The following is a 20,538-nucleotide window of genomic DNA, read 5'->3' on the forward strand; positions in this document are numbered from 1 at the left end:
CATGACTAAGTTTTTAGCACTATCTAGTTTGTTAGTTATTTCTACTTTAACAACTGCATGTTCTGATGATAAGGAACAGGTTAAGCAGTTAAAAGAAGAAGTGAAGGCTGCACAACAATTAAAACCTCAAGACTTAACTGCTGAACAGCAGGAAGAACTGAAGCAGCGCAAGGCTAGAGCATCCCAAAAGGGCAATATTCTTGATGAATATGATCCTTCTGCACCGCAAAAAGCAGTAAAACCAGAAACTAAAAAAGGATCGGGAAATATCCTCGATGGATATAACCCAGATTCAAAATAATTAAGGATTCATAGGGGATTGCAATGGCAATTATTACTACATTAGAAACAAAAATTGATTCTCTATTAGCAAGTTACGTGACAGGTGTTAGTAGTAATATCGCTTCTGCAATTGTTCCTATAGCTTTGACTGCTGCAACAATTTATATCCTGATCATTGGCTACAATATTGCGACTGGCGCACAAGAAGATTCTATTTATACCGCTTTATGGAAGTTTTTTAAGATCGCTTTTGTTGGTGGAATTGCTTTAAGTGCGGGAGTCTATCAATCCTTTGTTGTTGAAGCTATTAACGGACTAGCCATAGGTTTAATTCAGATTGTTAGTCCAGGTGGTGAATCTTCGTTAGGTGCTTTACTGGATCAAGTGAGCGTTCCGTGGGGTGATTTAATCCAAAAATTAGGTGAAGAAGCTGAATCAGCTTCTGGCGTTTTCCCTGATATTGGCTTGTATTTATCTGCTGCTGTTGTTTCTGTCGCTCAATTCCTATTGTTCTTCATTGGTACTGGCCTATATTTACTGGCAAAAATCAGTCTGCAACTTTGTTTAGGCGTTGGTCCCATATTCATTCTGTGTGCAATGTTTCCTGCTACACAAAAATATTTTGAAAGTTGGCTTTCTCAAACATTGAGCTATGTTTTCACCATAGGCTTTATCACAGCAATTATCAGTATGCTCTTTGCTTTCGTTTCAGGCATGTGTACGCAAATCGCTAATAACTTTGATGCGGGTGACATTCTTACTTCTGTAGTTTCCCTCTGTATTGTTGCGGGAACTATTGTAGTGATCATGTGGAACATTCCAACGATGGCTTCAGCCATAACAGGTGGGGCGGGTGTTCAAGGTGTCGGTCGTGCTGTAGCTCAAGCAATTACTAAAGGGCGTGGCGGTAATAATTCAAAATCTGATAGTGCTTCAGCTACTCCTACCACTGGGGGAAGTGTTCAAGGGAATTCTAGCAGCTCTAATAATTCCAATAGCTCGAATACAGGAGGATCTAAGCCGTTATATCAACGACACACTCTCTCTAACCTCAAAAGAAACAAATAGGAATTTTTCTAATGAAAAAACAATTGTTAGCTTTGGGTTTAGGTTCATCTTTGTTTATTAGTGGTCAAGCCAATGCTACAGGTATTCCTGTCATTGACGGTGCTAACCTTGTTCAAGCTGTTCAAAATATGGTGGCTTGGGGTGAGCAATACAATCAGATGGTGAACCAGATCCAACAGGCAAAACAGCAATACGATTCCATTACTGGTATTCGTGGTTTCGGTGATGCTGTCAATAATCCATATCTTAAAGACGTGATTCCAAGTGATGTTGCTGACATTTATAAAGGCATCCAACAAGGCGGTGTCAATGGTATGACTTCAGCAGCTAGAAACATTCGTGATGCCACAATGGTTTATGACTGTGCTTCAAGAACTGGCCAGAACTATAAAGCCTGTCAAGCTGCATTAAATAACAATGCACAAACACAGGCTTTAAATCAGCAAGCGTTAGGCGTTGCGGATCTGCGTACTGAACAGATTGATAATCTGCGTAAACAGATCAATAACACTACTGATGCTAAAGCTATCGCTGAGTTACAGGCTAGGATTCAAGCGGAACAGTCACAAGTTGCTAATGATGCAAACCGAATTGCTTTGATGCAGGCGCAAGCGCAAGCTCAAAAAGATGCAGCACAACAGCTTGAAATTGAAGGCCGATTAAAACGTGCTGCCCAAAAAGGCAACATTCTTGACGGCTACTCTGGTAACTAAACTTTTAAAAAAAAGCCCATTTCTTTTGAAATGGGTATTTTTTTTGCAATTTTTCAGAAAACATTGAATTTACAAAACCAAAATATATTATTTTGGTTTACGATTTTTATATTTTTTGGCATACTTAGAGAAATAACTCTAATAGGGTCTATCGGGTCTATCATGAACAAACTTAAAAAAGTATCTGCTGCTGAAGAAGCTAAAAGCTATGAAAAAGCTATGGATTGGGAAGCAGATCTTATTGCGATGCGGGCTAAGTCAGAACGTAAAGCTTGGACTATTGCAAAAGTAGCGGTGGGCGTGGCCGTCTTAGAAGCCATTGGATTAGTGACATTAGCTCCAATGCGCCAGACTGTACCTGTTGTTTTCACAGTAGATAAAGCTCAAGGAAATGTTGAATACGTGGGCGTTGTTGATGATCAGCAAGTAAAAGGCAAACAAGAATTAATTGATAAAAATAACATTACTCGTTATGTAACCGCCCGTGAGAGTTATTTCTATCCGTTATTACAGCCAGATTATGATTTAGTCATGACTATGAGTAGTAATCAGGTCGGTAATGACTTTGCTTCACTCTATGAAGGTGATAGTGCAAGAGATAAAAAATACGGCAAAAAATATGAATTAAAAGTTGATGTGATTTCTGTCCAGACTAATCAGGATGAAACAGGTTTTACTGCTAGTGTCCGCTTCACTAAGACTTTGCATTCAGTCGAAGCTAATCGTGATGAACAGCCACAATATTATATTGCAAGTATTCGATATGAATATGCTCCGAACAATCTTAATAAACTGGTAGAAAAAGATCTAATTAAAAACCCATTCGGCTTTAAGGTCGTGGGCTATCGTGTCGATCCTGAACTATCTCCTAACAGACCTGTAGCGCAAGCTGCGGTTGTTGAACCTAGTCAGCAAGTCTATGTTCCGATTCAACAAGGCGGGGCTGCTGTTCAGCCACAAGCTCAACAAGGAATGTAAAGGATCATTACATGAAAAAATTAATTCTTGCTTTGGGTTTGGCGGTGCATGGGATCTCTTATGCAGCAATTACGCCTAAAGCTTTGCCTACCGATTCACGTATTAGAACAATCAATTATGTTCCTAATGATGTTTATCGAATTACTGTCAAAAAAGGCACTGTAACCCGCATTGTATTAGGTGAAGGTGAAAGAATTTTAGAGCGTGGTGCTGCTACTGGATACCCTTCAGACTGTGAAAAGGATGACACCAATTGGTGTATTTTTGCTGATACTGGATCAAATTTAGTATGGGTGAAGCCAAAGGATAAGGCTACTCGGAATAACTTAGAGTTACGCACTAATAAGCGTGATTATAGTTTTGATTTTCAAGTTCTAAATAATGCCAAAGAAAAACCGATGTATCGTGTTGTCTTTAAATACCCACAAGAAGAAGAAGAAAAACGGAAGCAGGAAGAAGCTCAACGCTATAACGCCTATGCAGCACAATTAAAAGAAGAAAGCCAACTTACTGAATTTTTAGTTTTACAGCATCGTTTAGCCAATGCTGCGCCTATCCCTAAAAACTGGAATTATCGTCAAGCTGCAAACAGCAAAGGGAAGCATTTTGTTCCAGAAATGCTATTTGATGACGGTCGTTTTACCTATATGCGATTTAAAGGAAATACTGATATTCCAGTCGTATTCATTGAAGGTACGGAAGGGGAAGAAAAAGTTAATTTCCATATCAGTAAAGAAGATCCAAAACTTTTGATTGTTGAAGCCCTAGCTAAAAAATTTGTTTTACGTCAAGGAAAAGGCGTAGTGAGCATTTTCAATGAATCCTATGATCCTATCGGTGTTGCTCCTCAAGATGGCACTACTGTAGAGGGTGTTAAACGTGTCATTACTGGGGATATGAACTAATGAATATTAATGATCAAAAACCATTAGATGATCAACAAGCTCCTGATGAAGAATTTAACGAATCAGAAAATGGCATTGTGTCTGTCAATGAACGTGGGGATCAGGAAGATGGAAAAGGTAAAAAAATAGCGTTTATTGCAGTTATGGCGGTATTTTTTACTGTTATAGCGGTCTTTGCCTATAACTTCTTTTCAGATAGTAGTGATGCTGAGGAAGCAGCCCAATTAAAAGAAAATCAGATAGATCCAAGCCTAGATGCTTCAGCTAAAAGAAGGGATTTTACTAATACTGATCCTATGCCAACGGATGCAGGTCAAAATGCTCAATTTCAAAGCCTAGATGCCTGTCAGGATCAAAGTATTCCTAGACAGCTAACAGACAATAACGGCAATGCTTTAACTTATAACGGCATGTTGGTTTTTCAATGCCAAAATGGTCAGCAGATTTTAAGACAGCCTGAAGCTGCGCCAGTAGTTGAACAACAAGCAGCAAATCAACAGCCTGTAGTAATTCAGCCACAGCCACAACAACAAGCTCAATATGTACCTTTAAACAATGGAAGCCGTTACGGTGGCGGGATCTTTGTCAATCCTTCACAACAAGGCGGGGCGGTTGGCCAGCCGTCAAGCATGAATCATCAAGCAGCTTATAACCAAGTAACAGGCATGATGAAACAGTTTGAACAGGATCAGAATAGTAATAGCCGTTCTGGTAATTTCTCTGGATCTGGTTTGATGTCTTTAGCGCATGATGATGATGAACCTATGCAGCAGCATCAGCCACAACAAGCTACAACTAACATGGCTAGTCATTCCTCTAATAAAGTCCAGGCTAGGTTTATTGGGGATCGAAATTACTTAATTGCTAAAGGTCGTGTAATCCGTTGCAACCTGTCCGTTAAAGTCGTTTCAGAAATTGGCGGTATGGCTTCATGTGTCCTTCCACAACCTGTTTATTCTGATAATGGTCGTGTAGTCCTTGCTGAAGCGGGATCTGAAGTCATTGGAGAATACAAAAGTATTGCAGCACAAGGTCAAAGACGTTTAGGTATCATCTGGTCACGCTTAAAAACTCCGCATGGTGTTATTGTCGATATTGATTCTCCCGCAGCAGACCATTTAGGAACAGGTGGTTTAAGTGGTCGAGTGGATAACCGTTGGGGCGCACGTATCGGTGCAGCGTTTATGCTTTCTTTAGTTCAAGACGCTATTGCTTACGGTATTTCTAAAGAAACAGGTGGGAACAATAGCACTCCTTATATGCTTCAAAACACTTCAGACATGGGTAAATCAATGGCTGAAACAGTGTTGAATGAAACAATCAATATCAAGCCAACAATTTATAAAAATCAGGGTGATGTAGCTTCAATTTACGTGGCCAAAGATATTGATTTCAGAGGTGTGTATGAACTCCGCGCAAAATAATGTTTTAAGCAAGGATGTAATGGTTAGACAGCTATTACTTCCATTAGAAAAATTCTTAAAAACTAAAGGGGTGACTGAAATTGCAATTAACGCACCTAACGAAGTTTGGACGGAATCTAATAAAGGATGGGAAAAGCATTCTATAAATCTGGAAATGGGGCAAATAACAGCTTTAGCTAATGTTATTGCTACCTATACCAATCAACGGATTGGCCAAGAAAACCCTATATTGTCTGCTCAATTGCCTGATGGAGAGCGTATTCAGATTGTTCTACCGCCAGCCATTGAAAATGGAACGGTATCAATGACGATCCGTATTCCTGACGAGTCAAACCGATCATTTCAGGAATATAAAGATCAAGGCTTTTTTGACCACTTCAGATATGGGAAATCTAAAGAGTTTGAGCAGTTTAAACCTGTATTACGTACTGAAGATATTAAGCTAGTCCAGTTTTTAGAAAACAAAGATCTTGAGGGATTTTTTAAATTCGCTGTTCAATGTAAGAAAAATATTGCAGTTGTTGGTGATACTGGTTCTGGTAAAACCACTTTCATGAAGGCAATTTGTCAGTACATTCCTAAAGATGAACGTCTTGTCACTATTGAAGATGTACGTGAGCTTTTTGTTCCACATGAAAACAAGGTACACCTACTTTATTCTAAAGGTGGTCAAGGTAAAGCTAAGGTAACTCCATCTGATCTGATCGCTAGTAATATGCGTATGAAGCCAGACCGTGTATTACTTGCTGAATTACGTGGTGGAGAAGCTTTTGACTTTCTGAAATTGCTTACAACTGGTCACAGTGGATCTATTACAAGTTATCACGCTGAAAGCTGTTCACTGGCTTATGATCGCTATGTCTTTATGTGCAAAGAACATGAACAAGCAAATATCTACGATGCCACTACACTAAAGGAATTAGTTGCTTTAACCATTGATATTATTGTTCATGTTGAAGTGAAGAAAAAATATGATGATGAAAGTAATTTAATAGGTAAAGAACGCTTTATTTCTGAAATCAAATTTGATCCTGTTTCTAAAGTTAAGGCTCAATTTGGTGATGCTGAAATTATTGTCGGGGATCGAGCATGAATAAAAAGATCATGATTCTACTCCTTGCGATTTTTCTAGCAGTCGTTGGTTTCTTTATTACTAAATATCTGGCCGGTGTTCTTTATTACTTAGCTAATAAGACCAATCCATTTCCTGAAGTGAATCTGACAACGTGGGGGTATTATTGGGATTTATATGCACACAATGTACCTGCACAAAAGAAAAAGCTGCAAGGTGCCTTGATCGCTGCACTATTTATCACTTTTGTTCTCCCTGCTTTAGTCATTGCGAGTCTGTTTAATAAAAAACAGTCGTTACATGGTGATGCCAGATTTGCCACAACAAAAGAAATTCAGAAATCTGGATTGATGGGAAATAAGGGAATTTTAGTAGGGAAATATCATAATAAATATTTAATGCTTGGCGGTCAGCAATTTGTACTTCTGGCTGCTCCGACACGAAGCGGTAAAGGTGTAGCGATTGTTATTCCTAACCTTCTAAACTATTCGGATAGTGTAGTTGTATTGGATTTGAAGCTTGAAAACTTCCTATTAACTTCTAAATTTCGTGCTAAGAATGGCCAGAAAGTTTATCTATTCAGCCCATTTTCTGAAGATCTAAAATCTCACAAATGGAATCCATTTGATACCGTTAGTCATGACGAAAATTTTAGAGTAGGTGAAATTCTTGCTATTGGTCGAAGCTTCTACCCTGTGACTGGTGATGCTAAAACCGATTTCTGGAATGACAATGCTAATAACTTATTTCTTGGCATAGCCCTATATCTATTTGAAACTGAAGATCTGCCTGTAACTATGGGCGAGGTTTTAAGACAGAGTTCAGGTAAAGGTAAGCCAATTCAGGATCATATTAGATCTATTATTGATGAAAGAGCGCAAAGTGATAAACCGCTTAGTGATACTTGCCTAGATGCTTTAAACCGTTTTTTAAGTTCACCAGACAATACGCTCGGTAACATCATTTCTACTTTTACCTCCCCTTTAACGATTTTTGCGAACCCGATTGTGGACGCTGCAACTTCATCAAGTGACTTTAAACTTGAAGATGTACGCAGACAAAGAATGTCTATTTATTTTGGTGTTCAACCCAACCGCTTAGGGGATGCTAAGAACTTAATCAATCTGTTTTATTCACTCTTAATTGATGTGAATCTAAAAACACTGCCACAACAAGATTCATCTTTGAAATACCAGTGCCTAGTCGTGAATGATGAAGCAACGGCTGTCGGTAAAGTAGCGAAAATTGCAGACGCTAACTCATTTATTGCGGGTTATAACATTCGTTTATTAACAATTATTCAGTCTATTGGCCAGTTAGAGGACGTTTATAAAACTCAAACTAGGGGGCTTGTAACTAACCATGCTTTGCAGATCGTTTACCCGCCTAGAGAACAACGAGATGCTAATGAATATAGTGAAATGCTTGGCTATTTCACTTTCAAAGCAAAATCTAAAGGCCAAAGCCGTTCTATGGCATGGGGGCAAGGTGGCTCTAATTCAGAAAATGAATCAGATCAAAGACGAGCTTTAATGCTTCCTCAAGAGTTAAAAGAATTGTCGCAAGATAAAGAAATTATCTTTATGGAAAATACAAAACCTATCATGTGTGAAAAGGCTAAGTATTTTAATGACAGTGCTTTTGTGGATCGCTTAAAGTCCGTTTCTCCTAGCATGAAAGCAATTAAAGGTTTTCCAACTCACAAGCAATTAGAAAAAATTGCCTTTGAGGATCTGGAACTTTCAATTCCTATTCCTGATTTAGACGTAAAGCTGCATAAGGCAAAAATTGAAAAACGTATAACTGAAATTACTACAGTAGAACAGGCTGAACAGATAGATATTTCTAGCTTGGTTATCCCTGAATTTCAGTTAGATAAAACAGTTTTTGAAGATCCAGAAAATCCACAACCTGAAGAATGTCTACAAGTGGTCGATCAATTTTTTGGGGCTATTGAATGGGAAGAAGATACTGAAGCGCAAAATATTGTCGATGACTTCTTTAGCCAGGTGGAAGCTAGTGCTGAAAATCCAATAGAAAGCCTAGTTGCTGTGGGTGAACCAGAACAAATGGAAAATCTAGTTGCAGCAGATGAATCAGATCCTCTGGCCATGATTGCTGAAATGGAAAATCTGGTTGCAGTAGATGAACCAGAACAAATGGAAAATCTAATTGCAGCAGATGAATCAGATCCTCTGGCCATGATTGCTGAAATGGAAAATCTGGTTGCAGTAGATGAACCAGAACAAATGGAAAACCTTGTTGCAGCAGATGAATCAGATCCTCTGGCCATGATTGCCGAAATGGAAAATCTGGTTGCAGTAGATGAACCAGAACAAGTGGAAAACCTTGTTGCAGCAGATGATGAACAGCTAACTAATTTAGATATAGATGACGTTTATCGGGCGTTTTCAAACCAAGTTAATTCTAAATAAGGAAACTATTATGAAAAAAATCTCTCTTACATTAATCAGCCTTGCCTTATCTTTTTCAGTTGTGGGCTGTACTTCAAATAAAGCTGTGACCAGTCCTAATGGCTTTTCATCTAAAGCAGTTAATCAACCTGACACTGTAAAAAACTATATGCAAAGCATAGTGGTATATCAGCAAAATAAAGATTTAAGCACTGAAACTGAAAGACAAATTGCACTTCTAACAGATAAATATATTCAAACAAAAATGATCATTGACGAAGCAGCACGTCGCCAAAATACTTCTAATCAATAAGGACTTGATCATGACTGAAGCAAACAAGGTCGATAAACCTAGTTCTAATAAAGAACAAACAGGCTATACCAAGCTTGGCCAGACGCTAGAAACGAATCAAGCTGAAGTCAATTCAATTGAAAAAGCTGAAAATATAGATATTTCAAAAGGCTTAAAAGGTATTAATCAAGATCCTGAAGAAACTAAGGTAACTGATACCAAAAAGCTAAAAGCTGACGACAGTAAAGAATCTAGTGAAGAAGGCATACCTAAAGCATTGCTCAATAAATATTATGTGGTAGATGACAAATATCACTTTAAAGGCAATCCTGAAAAAGTAGCTTTTGAAGATTCTGGAAAAGCCTTAAAAACCACAATTGATGATAAGCATATAGCTGCTTCAATGGTGGAAGTAGCAAAAGCTAAAAAATGGGAAACAATACAGGTTAAAGGCTCTGACGAATTTAAACGGAATGTATGGCTTGAAGCTTCAATGAAGGGTATGACTGTAAAAGGTTATGAACCTCGTGATATTGATTTAGCTTTGCTCAATGATATGAAAAAAGACCAGGGTAAAGAGGTAGTTCAAAATACTATTGAAAAAGGTACTGAACGCCAGAAAGAAAAGCCTTTAAATAATCAGGAAAAAGTAGATCCAGTGCAGGAACGGAAGGAAAAACTTAATAACCTGTCAGAACAGGAAAAAGCTTTACTGACAGTTTTTGATAAAAAAATGAAAGCTGACGGTTTCACAGAAAAGCAGCGCACAGCCAGTATAAACGTTGCGGTTGAACAGCTTAATCAGAAAAAAATGCACGTTGGAAAATTAGTAGATCATGGTGCAGCACCTTATAAGCATGATCCTAAAAATAACAGCAGCTACTACGCCACTATTGAAAATAGTAAAGGTGAAAAAAATACAATCTGGGCGAAGGATCTGGAACGTACTTTGAAAGAACAAAATATTATTAAGAATGATGATATTGTCCTAACCTATAAAGGGTCTAACAAAGTCGAAGTGAATACTAAAGAAATTGATCCTAAAACTGGACTGCCAACAGGCGCAAGAGTTCAAACATTGGCAAATAAAGGGAAGTGGGAAGCCCAAAGCTTGAGTAAATTGAAAGAAACAACTGAAAAAGCTCTAACCAAAAATGATAAAACTAAGCTTCAGATTCAACACAATGCCGATATTCAAAATCAGAAATTTCATAAGCCAAAATTAACGGCTTATGATGCCAATGCTCCAAAACAGCAGCTAGTACAGCAGCCACAAGTTAAAACTCAAGAGAGAAATAAAAATAAAGATATATCTCGATAATCTAGGCCACGAAAACACCCATTAAGGGTGTTTTTTTATATCCCGCTACTAGATCAGATGGGAGCAGTTTATTTTCTGCGGTCGCCATTTAAAAAGCACAGCTTTTTAAAGCTCGCTTGAAAATCAACGGTAATCAGGGAAGGGAGAACTTAACTGATTGCGCCAGTTCGTAAAGTAGACACTTTGCTCTGATATACCTTCTATGAATCTGCATTGGATAGGTAGAATAGATGCCTGGACAATAGCTGCAGCTTGCAGCAATTGTCCAAGCATCAGGATTAGACGTTTTAGGGATTATGGACCAGACAATAATATTGGCAATCCATAATCTACTAAAACCAATAGAAGGTTAAACTTGGGATATTGCTTGTATTGTCCACCTGTGGACTATATAATCAAATTTAATCTGATTAAGGATAGTAAATAATGACAAATGCAGATTTTAAACTGCTAGTTGAATCATTGGGATTTTATAACCCTGAAGCGATACGTGATTATTTCAAAGCTATAGGCTTTAATGAATCTATTAACGTCCGACCAATCCAATATTGGTTAAATGGTAAGAGTGTAGCTCTCAATATGCCGATTCCAGACGATGTGGTTGAGCATTTTAAGCAGCTTGAACAAATGAAAATTGAGTTATCAGGCGAAGAAAAATTTAAGAAAAATTGCTTTCTCTACAAAGATAAATATCTAATGTGGGAAAAATTCCCTGAATTAAATGGATTGCCTAGCACGTATCTTAATCAACTCATGATTCTGGTGAATATGCTGCATGGTTATAGAGAAATGCAGTATTGCACAAGCTACTGAAGGTTATGGAATGAAAAAACAGGGTCTATCTATTGCTGAGCTAATTAGTAAACGCAATAAGATTGTTTATACAATCTGCGGATTGTTGGTCTTACTGACAGCATTATCCTTTGCCAGATACTTTTTAAATTTTAGTATTCTTTATCTTTTAATCTTGCTTATTCCATTCTTTACTCTGATGTATTGGATGATACAAATCACTGAAGATATAAAAATAAGAAACCAGGAATCTATCGCAAAATAGAAAGGCTATGCAGTGATATTCAATGAATTTTGTGGCTTTGAGCTATTCCAAGATGGCAGGAACAATATCAGTACTTCATTAGATCAAAGAAGGACAAGATTTAAAAAATGGAGAATCGCTAAATAAAAATGGAAACCTGATTAAGTGAGTCAAAAAGCGTGGAGAATAATCTACGCTTTAGATATGATTTTACCGCAGGTTTATTTGACTTACGTAAAATAGGCTTGAAAAAATGATTTTTTGTAGTGAGCTTTAAAATTGAAAAAACAAGGTAGAAATGACTTATGTGAATGTAAATCTGGAAAAAAATATAAAAAATGCTGTCTGATGTATGAAATCAAGGACAGACTACCTTTATCTAATCAACTTAATCTTAGTGATGAGGGTAAAAAATTCTACGGAACGATAATGAATCAATTTAGTCAAATTGACGAATTATTGAGAATTTTCTGTAAAGAAAATGGCTTTTATTATTTTAGAGGAATGTCTATAAATGATCACTTACAAATATTAGAAAAATTTAACAATGATAATTTAACAAAAGATGATTTTTTCAAAGTATATAGAGAAAAGACTTCGCTAGAATATGTGAATCGAATTTTACTTTCATTATATTGTGATCATATTGAATCTTTTAAAAAAAGAAAGAAACAGTTGGAATCAACTTGTAATGCTTACTTTTCTGGTCAATATGATTTAGCAATAATTTCTTCTTTTGTACTTATAGAAGGAATTTTAAGAGACATTGGAGAATTAAATCCGAAAGATAAAATTAAACCAACAGTACCAAGGATTGGACACGAAGAAGAAGGCCGTTATCATCATCAAGATGGTATCGGATATTTTAATGCATTTATAACAAAATTATTTGAGGGAGCTGTTGATGTTTCTGAATTTAATAGAAATACTATATTACATGGTTTTAATATAGATTCATTTAATCAACATAATTCATTGATATTATTGTTAACTTTATTAGAAATAGGGGATTACATGTTTAATAAAGAAAATTATATTAAATCTATTTCTGGGAACTTTAATTTCGCCCCTTATATGATAAATAATGGATCTCTTTCATAAGCCCAAAAACGATCATCTGTTTGATGAGTAATTACACTCTGGATTTCCTAAGACTCATGCATAATCGATGCATGAAATTCATCGATTAAAAGAAGCTTTCTGAAACACAGTTCAAGCGATATACAGGCATCTCATTGTCAACTTTAGACTATGAAAAGCCCCATCAATGGTTACATGTGGTTAGAATTTAGGTAGCTATTCACTTTTTAATTTAGTTAACTGTTATTAGACTATTGAAATTCTTAAGTTTGTAGATGAAGCCTACATCTTGAGTTATATTTGGTTATTGTAAAATAATCAGAGTGCTCAAATGAAAATTGAAAAGGCCGAGATAAAAAATTTTAGGAAATTAAAAGATTGTTCTATTAGTTTTTCTTCAGAACAAACAATCTTAGTAGGTGCAAACAATAGCGGAAAAACATCAGCAATTAAGGCCTTAAAACTATTTTTATCTGAAAAAGATCAGGGTGATACTTTTAAATATACAGATTTTACATTTGATAATTGGAGCTCATTAAATGAGAGAGCCATAAATTGGTTGAATGAAAACTCTATAATGAGTAAAGAAGAAGAAGAGCAAGAGTGGAATAGGTATTGCCCAGTTTTAGATTTGATAATTGATGTGGAATCTTCAGAAATTCATCACGTTATAGATTTTTTACCATCTTTAGATTGGGATGGTGGTTTTGTTGGCTTAAGATTTAGGCTAGAACCTAAAAATATAGAGGACTTAAGAGCAGATTTTGTAGAGGTCTGTAAGGAAAATAAGAGAATTATAGGGGCCAATACTCATATAGATATCCAAGATATCTGGCCATATAATAATATTCAAGAATTTTTAAGCCGTTATTTAGATAAATATTTTAAAATAAAAACTTATATAATTGATCCGTTAAACCCTTGCACTGATGAGATTTTGTTAGAAAAAACAGATCCTTTAAAAGGGCTTATTAAAGTTAGTGTTATTGATGATGATGCTGGATTTTTTAATAGTAATGGAGCAAAAGACTTATTATCTAACATTATTCAAAAATACTATAAAACCCATTTTGATAATGATGATCGTGTAAAAACTGAAAATGACTTAAGGGCAATCAAAGCCGTAAACGATTCTAAAATAGTTTTTGATAGTACTCTAGCTGAAACTTTTTCAAAAGTTTTAGAGGAAGTAAAGGAGTTAGGATATCCTGGAAGTAAGAATGATCCCAATATCAGTATTTCTAGTAAAGTTAATCAAATTGAATCTTTAGGACATGAAGGAGCAATTAGGTTTAAAATTAATAACGATGAGGGGGATGAGGTTCGAATTCCAGAAGCTTTAAATGGACTTGGTTTTAGAAGATTAATCTCAATTACATTAGAATTAATAAACTTTAGAGAATCTTGGCTGAGAACTAACAAGTTAGATCAGGCATCAATTGAACCATTACATTTAGTATTAATAGAAGAACCGGAAGCCCATTTACATGCTCAAGTTCAACAAGTATTCATAAAAAAAGCTCATGAAACATTGTGCTTAAATTTGCCTAATCATTGTAATTGCCAACTATTGGTAAGTACACATTCAAGTTATTTAGCAAAGGAGCTAGATTTTTCAAACTTGCGTTATTTCAAAAGGAAAAATCATGATTTGATACCACATGCTGAAGTGATTGATCTTTCAAAAACTTTTGAAGAAGATGCGCTACAAAACTCAAAATTTGTTACTCGTTATATCCAGACAACACATTGTGATTTATTTTTTGCAAATGGAGTGATATTAGTTGAGGGAGATGCAGAACGACTGTTAGTACCACATTTTATTAAAAATGAATTTAAAAATCTCAACCAAAGCTATATTTCAATTCTTTCCGTAGGAGGAGCACATGCACATAGATTAAGAAATTTAATTGAAAAGCTAGATCTACCTTGTCTCGTAATTACTGATTTGGATTCAGTTAAGAAAGAAAATGTTGGTAAAAAAAATAGAGCATCTTTTGAAAAATTTATTTCAGATTTAAAAGTATCTGAGGGGAAATTTTTTGAATATAGACATATCGTTAATAAAATTTGGAAACCAGAATTTACTTATAATAATGATGGAACTATTAAAATGAATGAAAGTAAGACAATTCCTGATGTAAATAAGGGTTTGCTTACAAACAATACTACTTTAAGAAACTGGATTCCTAAATTGAAGTCGATTGATGAACTATTATTTCTGGATTATGGTAAAAAATTAGAGAAGAATACGAGAATTTGTTTTCAAACCCCAGTAAATATTAATTTTAAAGAACAGATGAAAACTGTTTATCCTTATACATTTGAAGAGTCAATATATTTTGAAAATTTGGTTATAATTAATGATAAGTTTACTACTAAGAAAATAAAAAATAGTCCAAAAGTTAAAGCAACAGGTGTGCTTTATAAAATGCTGAAAGCAGAAGAAAATGATGAGTTTAATAACTATCGTGCTGATGTTTTTGCTGCACTTGAAAACAATAAAGTTGATATGGCTATGGACTTAATTTATGGCCTAGATCCGCAAGAACTTAAGGCACCAAAATATATAAAAGAGGGATTAGAGTGGCTAGAAAGTGCAATAGTTGGTACTACAAAAGTTGAAGATGAACAAAAAGTAGCAGGAGGTCAAGATGCTGCATGAAGTTACCTCAGATTTAGAAGAGGAGATTTTCAATTTTGTTGCTTCTAAACCGCCTCAAAGCTTTATCTTGTATGCAGGAGCAGGAGCAGGAAAAACACATACTTTGCATCAGACTTTAAAAAAAATAAAAGAGAGAATTCTTTTTAATTTTATTCGAGAAAATAAGAAATTAGCTATTATCACTTATACTAATGCGGCTTGTGACGAAATTAAAGAGCGGGTAAATTATGATGATAACTTTTTCATTAATACAATACATAGTTTCGCTTGGAGTTTAATATCCCCATTTACTAAGGAGATTAAAGACATTCTAGAACAAAAGCTAAATAGCATTATTATCGAAGAGGAAATAGGGCTACAGAAAGCCAGAGATCCAAATAATAAAGCTAGCCTTGAACGAAAGAGTAAAATTAGTCGAGCAAAAAAAAGATTACTATCATTAGATACTACGAAAAATTTTACTTATAATCCCAACTCTTCAAATGTGGAAGAAACATCTTTAGAACACTCAGAAATAATTGATATTTTTTATAGACTTCTTTTAGAAAAAAAATCTTTTAGAAAAATTTTAGTAAATAAGTATCCGATACTTTTCTTAGATGAGGCTCAAGATACGTATGAAAAGGTAATAGATGCTTTAATTCAGACACAGATCGAGTTTAATAATCAATTTGTCATTGGTTTGTTCGGTGATAATATGCAAAGAATATTCCAAAATAATTCTAAAAAAATTGATTTTGGTCTTCCTGAAAGTTGGGCACGCCCTAAGAAGTTTGATAATTGGAGGTGTCCTCAGAGAGTTGTTAAGTTAATAAATAAAATTAGATTTGATGATGATCAGTTCGAACAAGAAGCTAAGAAAGATTTACATGGTTTCGTAAGGTGTCTAATTGTTGACACCACGTCTTCATCTGTTGATAAGTTAGTTGTAGAGGAGCAAATATGTACAATTATGGAGGGAGTTACTAATGACCAGCTCTGGAACGCCCCATCTGAAGTAAAAACTTTGATTTTAGAACACCATATGGCTGCTACTCGATCTAATTTCCATACATTTTATAAGCCATTATATGATGACAAAGGCATAAGAAGTAAATTAAGTACTGCTGATACACAAGCTTTAAGGTTTTTAATAGGAGTTTTTTATAACTTTATTAGTGCAGTGAAATATCAGGAGGGTTTTAAAATTATAAAAATATTGAGAAATAACTCAGAAATCTTTAAAGATTTTTCTACCTTAAATAATCAGCTGATTTATTTAAAAGAAATTAATAATAAGAAAAATAGACTATTTGAGTTGATTGTAGATGTGGAGAATAATACCATTAAAAATATTCTTAATTATATTTATGATAATGATCTTTTAAATATTCCTGAAGTACTAATACAAGCATTAACGTTAAATGAAGATAATATCGCTATTAATAATATGGCATCTGATGTTCAAGCTTATAGTAATGCTCTAAATTCAAAAGTAGATGAATTAATTAATTATGCAAATTACATTGATGGCAGATCATCATTCGATACACATCAAGGCGTCAAGGGGTTGCAGTTTGAAAGAGTTATGGCGATATTGGATGATGATGAGACTGGGGGGTTTTTATTTGATTATGATAAATTTTTAGGGATAAAAAACCTAAGTGAAAGAGATAGAGATAATGAAGTTCAAGGTGTGGATAGTGCTATATCTCGAACTCGTAGATTATTCTATGTAATTTGTAGTCGTTCTGAAAAAAGTTTAGCTGTTGTTTGCTACACGAAAAATCCTACTTTGCTAAAAGAAAAGTTAATTGAGAAAGAATGGTTTGAACAAGAAGAAATTATTTTGATTTAAATATTGTAAATAAACCGCCATTTAAGGCGGTTTTTTATGACTGACAAACTATGAGTCGCGTGATGGCAAAATAATCACAATGGGAGTCTAGCTTCCGTTGTAATAATAGGGTATACCCTAAAGTTACAATCTGAAAGTTCATGAAATTATGTATCATTTAAATGATTTTTAATCATAAGTAACATGTAACTTTAGTATTAAAGATTTATAATTTACGAAATTGTTCATTTTTATCCAATTGGGGCGTGAAAAAGTGAAAGGCCAAAAAGTAGGGTATGTCCGGGTAAGTTCTGTCGAGCAAAACACTGGACGTCAACTTGAAGGAATTGAGGTCGACCGAATTTTTGTTGACCGTGCTTCAGGTAAAAATACTGACCGATCTAAATTTCAGGAAATGTTGAACTATGTTCGGGAAGGGGACAGGGTGATTGTACATTCAATGGATCGTTTTGCGCGAAGCCTAAAAGATTTGGTCACTGAAGTAGATAAACTGGTCAAACGAGGGATCGCCATCCAGTTTGTAAAAGAAAATATTACTTTTACAGCCGAATCCACCCCGATGGATAATTTGATGCTTCAAATGATGGGTGCTTTTGCACAGTTCGAACGTGAGATCATTTTAGAGCGGCAAAAGGAAGGAATAAAACTCGCCTCTGCTCAGGGGAAGTACAAAGGTCGGGTGCATAAACTAAAGCCTGACCAAGCTGAAGCTTTACGACAAGCATGGAAGGAGGGGAAGTATCCATCGAAAATGGCATTAGGGAAAGCTTTTGGGATTAGTCGTCAGGCGGTATACCGATATTTACAAGTTAGTGAATAGCTTATTGGGATTAGCAACTAAATTTAGTTTAACTTATAAAAATCATGAAACACTGTTCGAATTTTAAGCGTGAAACATGAATAATCAATAAAAAGCCGCTCTGGTGCCTTACTTCCTAGAGCAGCTTAATCTAATATACTGAAATTTAATGATAAATATAAAGTGTTTCGTATAAGGTGTATTATGTTAATTTTAGAAAAAACTTAAAATTATCTATTAAAGAATCATATATTTTTGGATTACTTATAAGTGAAATAGCACCTATATAGTGCAGGCTTAGCTAGAAAAACTATAACACTCTAAGAAAGTATGGGTTTTTATGTACAAGGTAATTTCATGAGAAGCCAGATGATAAAATTCGAGGCTCCCCAATTTTGTAAATCAAATATATGCAAAATAATGTGAGTAAGCCGGCAGTACCAGCATTAACACTGGCTGCACTAGGAGTAGTATTCGGCGATATAGGAACGAGTCCATTATATGCATTAAAAGAAAGCTTTCATGCGACACGCGGGCTACCTATTAATGAACTTAATATCCTGGGAATTCTCTCTTTAATCTTTTGGACCATTACCTTAATTGTTTCGCTTAAATATGTTTTGGTGATCATGAGAGCTGATAACAATGGTGAAGGGGGTATCATGGCATTACTCGCCTTAAACCTTAGGCAAAAAGGATTGTCCCGTGGAAAAAGACTGGCAATCATTATCTTAGGTTTCATTGGAGCATCCTTATTCTTCGGTGACGGTATCATCACCCCTGCTATTTCTGTTTTATCTGCAGTTGAGGGACTTTCTGTTGCTGCCCCGTCATTTGATCGCTTCATTATTCCAATCAGTATTGGAATTCTTATAGCTCTCTTTGCCGTTCAAAAACATGGGACTGCAATGATGGGGAAGTTTTTTGGTCCTATTACCCTGTTATGGTTCCTATCTATTGGTGCCATTGGCATTATGAGTATTATTCAAAGTCCATTTGTTCTTGCATTATTCAGCCCACACTGGGCTTTTTTATTCGTTATTAACAATCCTCTTATTTCATTTTTTGTGATGGGAGCTGTGGTTTTAACAGTAACAGGTGGTGAAGCCTTATATGCGGATATGGGACATTTTGGTATTTTACCGATCAAGTTAGGCTGGTTTTTAATTGTACTGCCATGTCTGATGCTGAATTATGCTGGACAAGGAGCATTACTGTTAAGAGATCCTTCGGCTATCACCAATCCTTTTTACCTGCTTCTGCCTTCAGCCCTTCTATATCCTATGATTATTCTGGCTACTGCAGCTGCAGTGATTGCCTCACAGGCTTTAATCAGTGGGGTATTCTCTATGGCTAAACAGGCAATACAGTTGGGATATCTACCTAGGCTTACAGTTTTACATACCTCCGCTTCGGAAATTGGACAAATTTATATTCCATTACTGAACTGGCTCCTGTTTATCTCTATCACCATCTTGATCTTAATATTTGAAAGTAGCAGCAAGTTGGCAGGTGCTTATGGTCTGGCCGTCACTGTGACCATGTTCTGTGACACACTGTTAGTAGCTTTTCTGGCTTATAGTTACTGGAAATGGAAAACATGGAAAGTCTTACTGTTCATTATTCCATTCGCCTTTATTGATCTGGTTTTGCTGAGTTCAAACCTATTAAAAGTACTGATTGGAGGCTGGGTACCAGTCGTTATTGCGGTTATTGTTTTTACCCTCATGATGACCTGGAAAAAAGGCAGAGAGATTCTTCAGGACAAACTGCAGAAGGAAACGCTTCCACTGAATGTGTTTCTTGAGCACCTTGAACAGACAGGTCAGAAAGTGAGTGGAAATGCCGTATTTTTAACTGGAACGCCTCAAGTCGTACCCCATGCGCTTTTACATAATTTAAAGCATAATAAAGTTCTGCATGAACGTAATTTTTTGGTGACAATCAAGACTTCTGAAATCCCGTATGTTGATGAAGCTAAGCGAATCGTTACTGAAGTACTAGAGAATGGTTTTTTCAGAATAACGATCCATTATGGATTTAAAGAAGAGCCTAATGTGCCTCATTCATTGAAACAAGCTTTTTCAGTACTGGATCTTGAGTATGACTTAATGAATACCAGCTTCTTTGTTTCTAGAGAAAGATTAATTCCAAGTCTGTCCAGCAAGATGTCTACATGGCGTGAAAAGTTATTTGTCGCAATGCAAAAAAATACCAGCCCTGTCAGTGATTTTTATAAAATCCCTTCTAACCGGGTGGTAGAGCTAGGTAGTCAGATTGAAATTTAAGAATTTCTAAAATGAATAGGCACCTTTAAATAAGGGTGCCTATCTGATCAGAATAAATCTTTTACTTTAATTTTCCAATAGTTGACCAATCTCTAAAGCTGAATAACCACGTTCTTTAAAGATCAAAATAATTGCTTTTTTATAATCTTCAGAAGTAGAGGTCTTATATTTTGTTCTCTGTACACGACAAATTTCACAGAACCCTTATCCTATCAGGGTTCTGCCTTCTTAAAATTGTGAACCGTACCGGGTTTGTCGGAGAGTCAATATTCTGAGAGACTATCCCGATGACAAAATTAAAATATACCCCTGAAATCAGAGAAAGAGCGGTTCAATTATTGATTGAATCTGAAAAAGATTATCC

The 20,538-nt window shown here is 35.6% G+C and carries 16 protein-coding genes; all 16 read left to right on the forward strand.

Annotated elements, in window-relative coordinates; genetic code table 11:
• Window position 1: 1 nt before the first annotated feature.
• The 16 genes from AC1P5O_RS07645 to AC1P5O_RS07720 all read left to right on the forward strand — a co-directional run bounded on the left by AC1P5O_RS07645 (window position 2) and on the right by AC1P5O_RS07720 (window position 20,174).
• Complete coding sequence (locus AC1P5O_RS07645; protein ID WP_015060256.1) at window positions 2-301, forward strand: hypothetical protein; 300 nt, start codon at window positions 2-4, stop codon at window positions 299-301.
• Window positions 302-324: 23 nt separating this feature from the next.
• On the forward strand, window positions 325-1,350 hold the full coding sequence (locus tag AC1P5O_RS07650) for a TrbL/VirB6 family protein (protein WP_004644765.1): 1,026 nt from the start codon (window positions 325-327) through the stop codon (window positions 1,348-1,350).
• Window positions 1,351-1,361: 11 nt separating this feature from the next.
• A complete protein-coding gene (gene virB5, locus AC1P5O_RS07655; protein WP_004644764.1) occupies window positions 1,362-2,063 on the forward strand; it encodes a P-type DNA transfer protein VirB5 in 702 nt (233 codons plus the stop codon).
• Window positions 2,064-2,225: 162 nt separating this feature from the next.
• Window positions 2,226-3,041 (forward strand): VirB8 family type IV secretion system protein, encoded by an 816-nt coding sequence (locus AC1P5O_RS07660; protein ID WP_004644763.1) that lies wholly within the window; start codon window positions 2,226-2,228, stop codon window positions 3,039-3,041.
• 11 nt (window positions 3,042-3,052) lie between these two features.
• Window positions 3,053-3,946, forward strand: coding sequence for a TrbG/VirB9 family P-type conjugative transfer protein (locus AC1P5O_RS07665; protein WP_367156973.1), 894 nt, complete (start codon window positions 3,053-3,055; stop codon window positions 3,944-3,946).
• Entirely contained in the window at window positions 3,946-5,370 is a 1,425-nt protein-coding gene (gene virB10 / locus AC1P5O_RS07670) for a type IV secretion system protein VirB10 (RefSeq protein ID WP_499005950.1), read from the forward strand. The genes AC1P5O_RS07665 and virB10 overlap by 1 nt, the downstream gene beginning before the upstream one ends.
• Window positions 5,351-6,463 carry a P-type DNA transfer ATPase VirB11 gene (gene virB11, locus AC1P5O_RS07675; protein WP_034429306.1) on the forward strand — a complete coding sequence of 371 codons (1,113 nt, stop codon included), beginning with the start codon at window positions 5,351-5,353 and terminating at the stop codon, window positions 6,461-6,463. Before virB10 ends, virB11 begins: the two co-directional genes overlap by 20 nt.
• Window positions 6,460-8,877, forward strand: a complete 2,418-nt coding sequence (locus tag AC1P5O_RS07680) for a type IV secretory system conjugative DNA transfer family protein (RefSeq protein WP_499005951.1) — start codon at window positions 6,460-6,462, stop codon at window positions 8,875-8,877. Before virB11 ends, AC1P5O_RS07680 begins: the two co-directional genes overlap by 4 nt.
• A gap of 10 nt (window positions 8,878-8,887) precedes the next feature.
• Window positions 8,888-9,169: a hypothetical protein gene (locus AC1P5O_RS07685; protein ID WP_071212494.1), complete on the forward strand. Its 282-nt coding sequence runs from the start codon at window positions 8,888-8,890 to the stop codon at window positions 9,167-9,169.
• A 10-nt stretch (window positions 9,170-9,179) separates the two neighbouring features.
• On the forward strand, window positions 9,180-10,469 hold the full coding sequence (locus AC1P5O_RS07690; RefSeq protein ID WP_499005952.1) for an LPD7 domain-containing protein: 1,290 nt from the start codon (window positions 9,180-9,182) through the stop codon (window positions 10,467-10,469).
• A 426-nt stretch (window positions 10,470-10,895) separates the two neighbouring features.
• On the forward strand, window positions 10,896-11,282 hold the full coding sequence (locus AC1P5O_RS07695; RefSeq protein WP_071212492.1) for a hypothetical protein: 387 nt from the start codon (window positions 10,896-10,898) through the stop codon (window positions 11,280-11,282).
• A 502-nt stretch (window positions 11,283-11,784) separates the two neighbouring features.
• Window positions 11,785-12,606, forward strand: a complete 822-nt coding sequence (locus AC1P5O_RS07700; RefSeq protein ID WP_499005953.1) for a YecA family protein — start codon at window positions 11,785-11,787, stop codon at window positions 12,604-12,606.
• A gap of 310 nt (window positions 12,607-12,916) precedes the next feature.
• Window positions 12,917-15,250, forward strand: coding sequence for an ATP-dependent nuclease (locus AC1P5O_RS07705; protein ID WP_499005954.1), 2,334 nt, complete (start codon window positions 12,917-12,919; stop codon window positions 15,248-15,250).
• Window positions 15,240-17,087, forward strand: a complete 1,848-nt coding sequence (locus AC1P5O_RS07710) for a UvrD-helicase domain-containing protein (RefSeq protein ID WP_499005955.1) — start codon at window positions 15,240-15,242, stop codon at window positions 17,085-17,087. The genes AC1P5O_RS07705 and AC1P5O_RS07710 overlap by 11 nt, the downstream gene beginning before the upstream one ends.
• Window positions 17,088-17,340: 253 nt before the next feature.
• Entirely contained in the window at window positions 17,341-17,907 is a 567-nt protein-coding gene (locus AC1P5O_RS07715; protein ID WP_005237480.1) for a recombinase family protein, read from the forward strand.
• A gap of 401 nt (window positions 17,908-18,308) precedes the next feature.
• Complete coding sequence (locus AC1P5O_RS07720) at window positions 18,309-20,174, forward strand: potassium transporter Kup (protein ID WP_499005956.1); 1,866 nt, start codon at window positions 18,309-18,311, stop codon at window positions 20,172-20,174.
• The last annotated feature ends 364 nt before the right edge of the window (window positions 20,175-20,538 follow it).

This window comes from Prolinoborus fasciculus, from assembly GCF_056724605.1.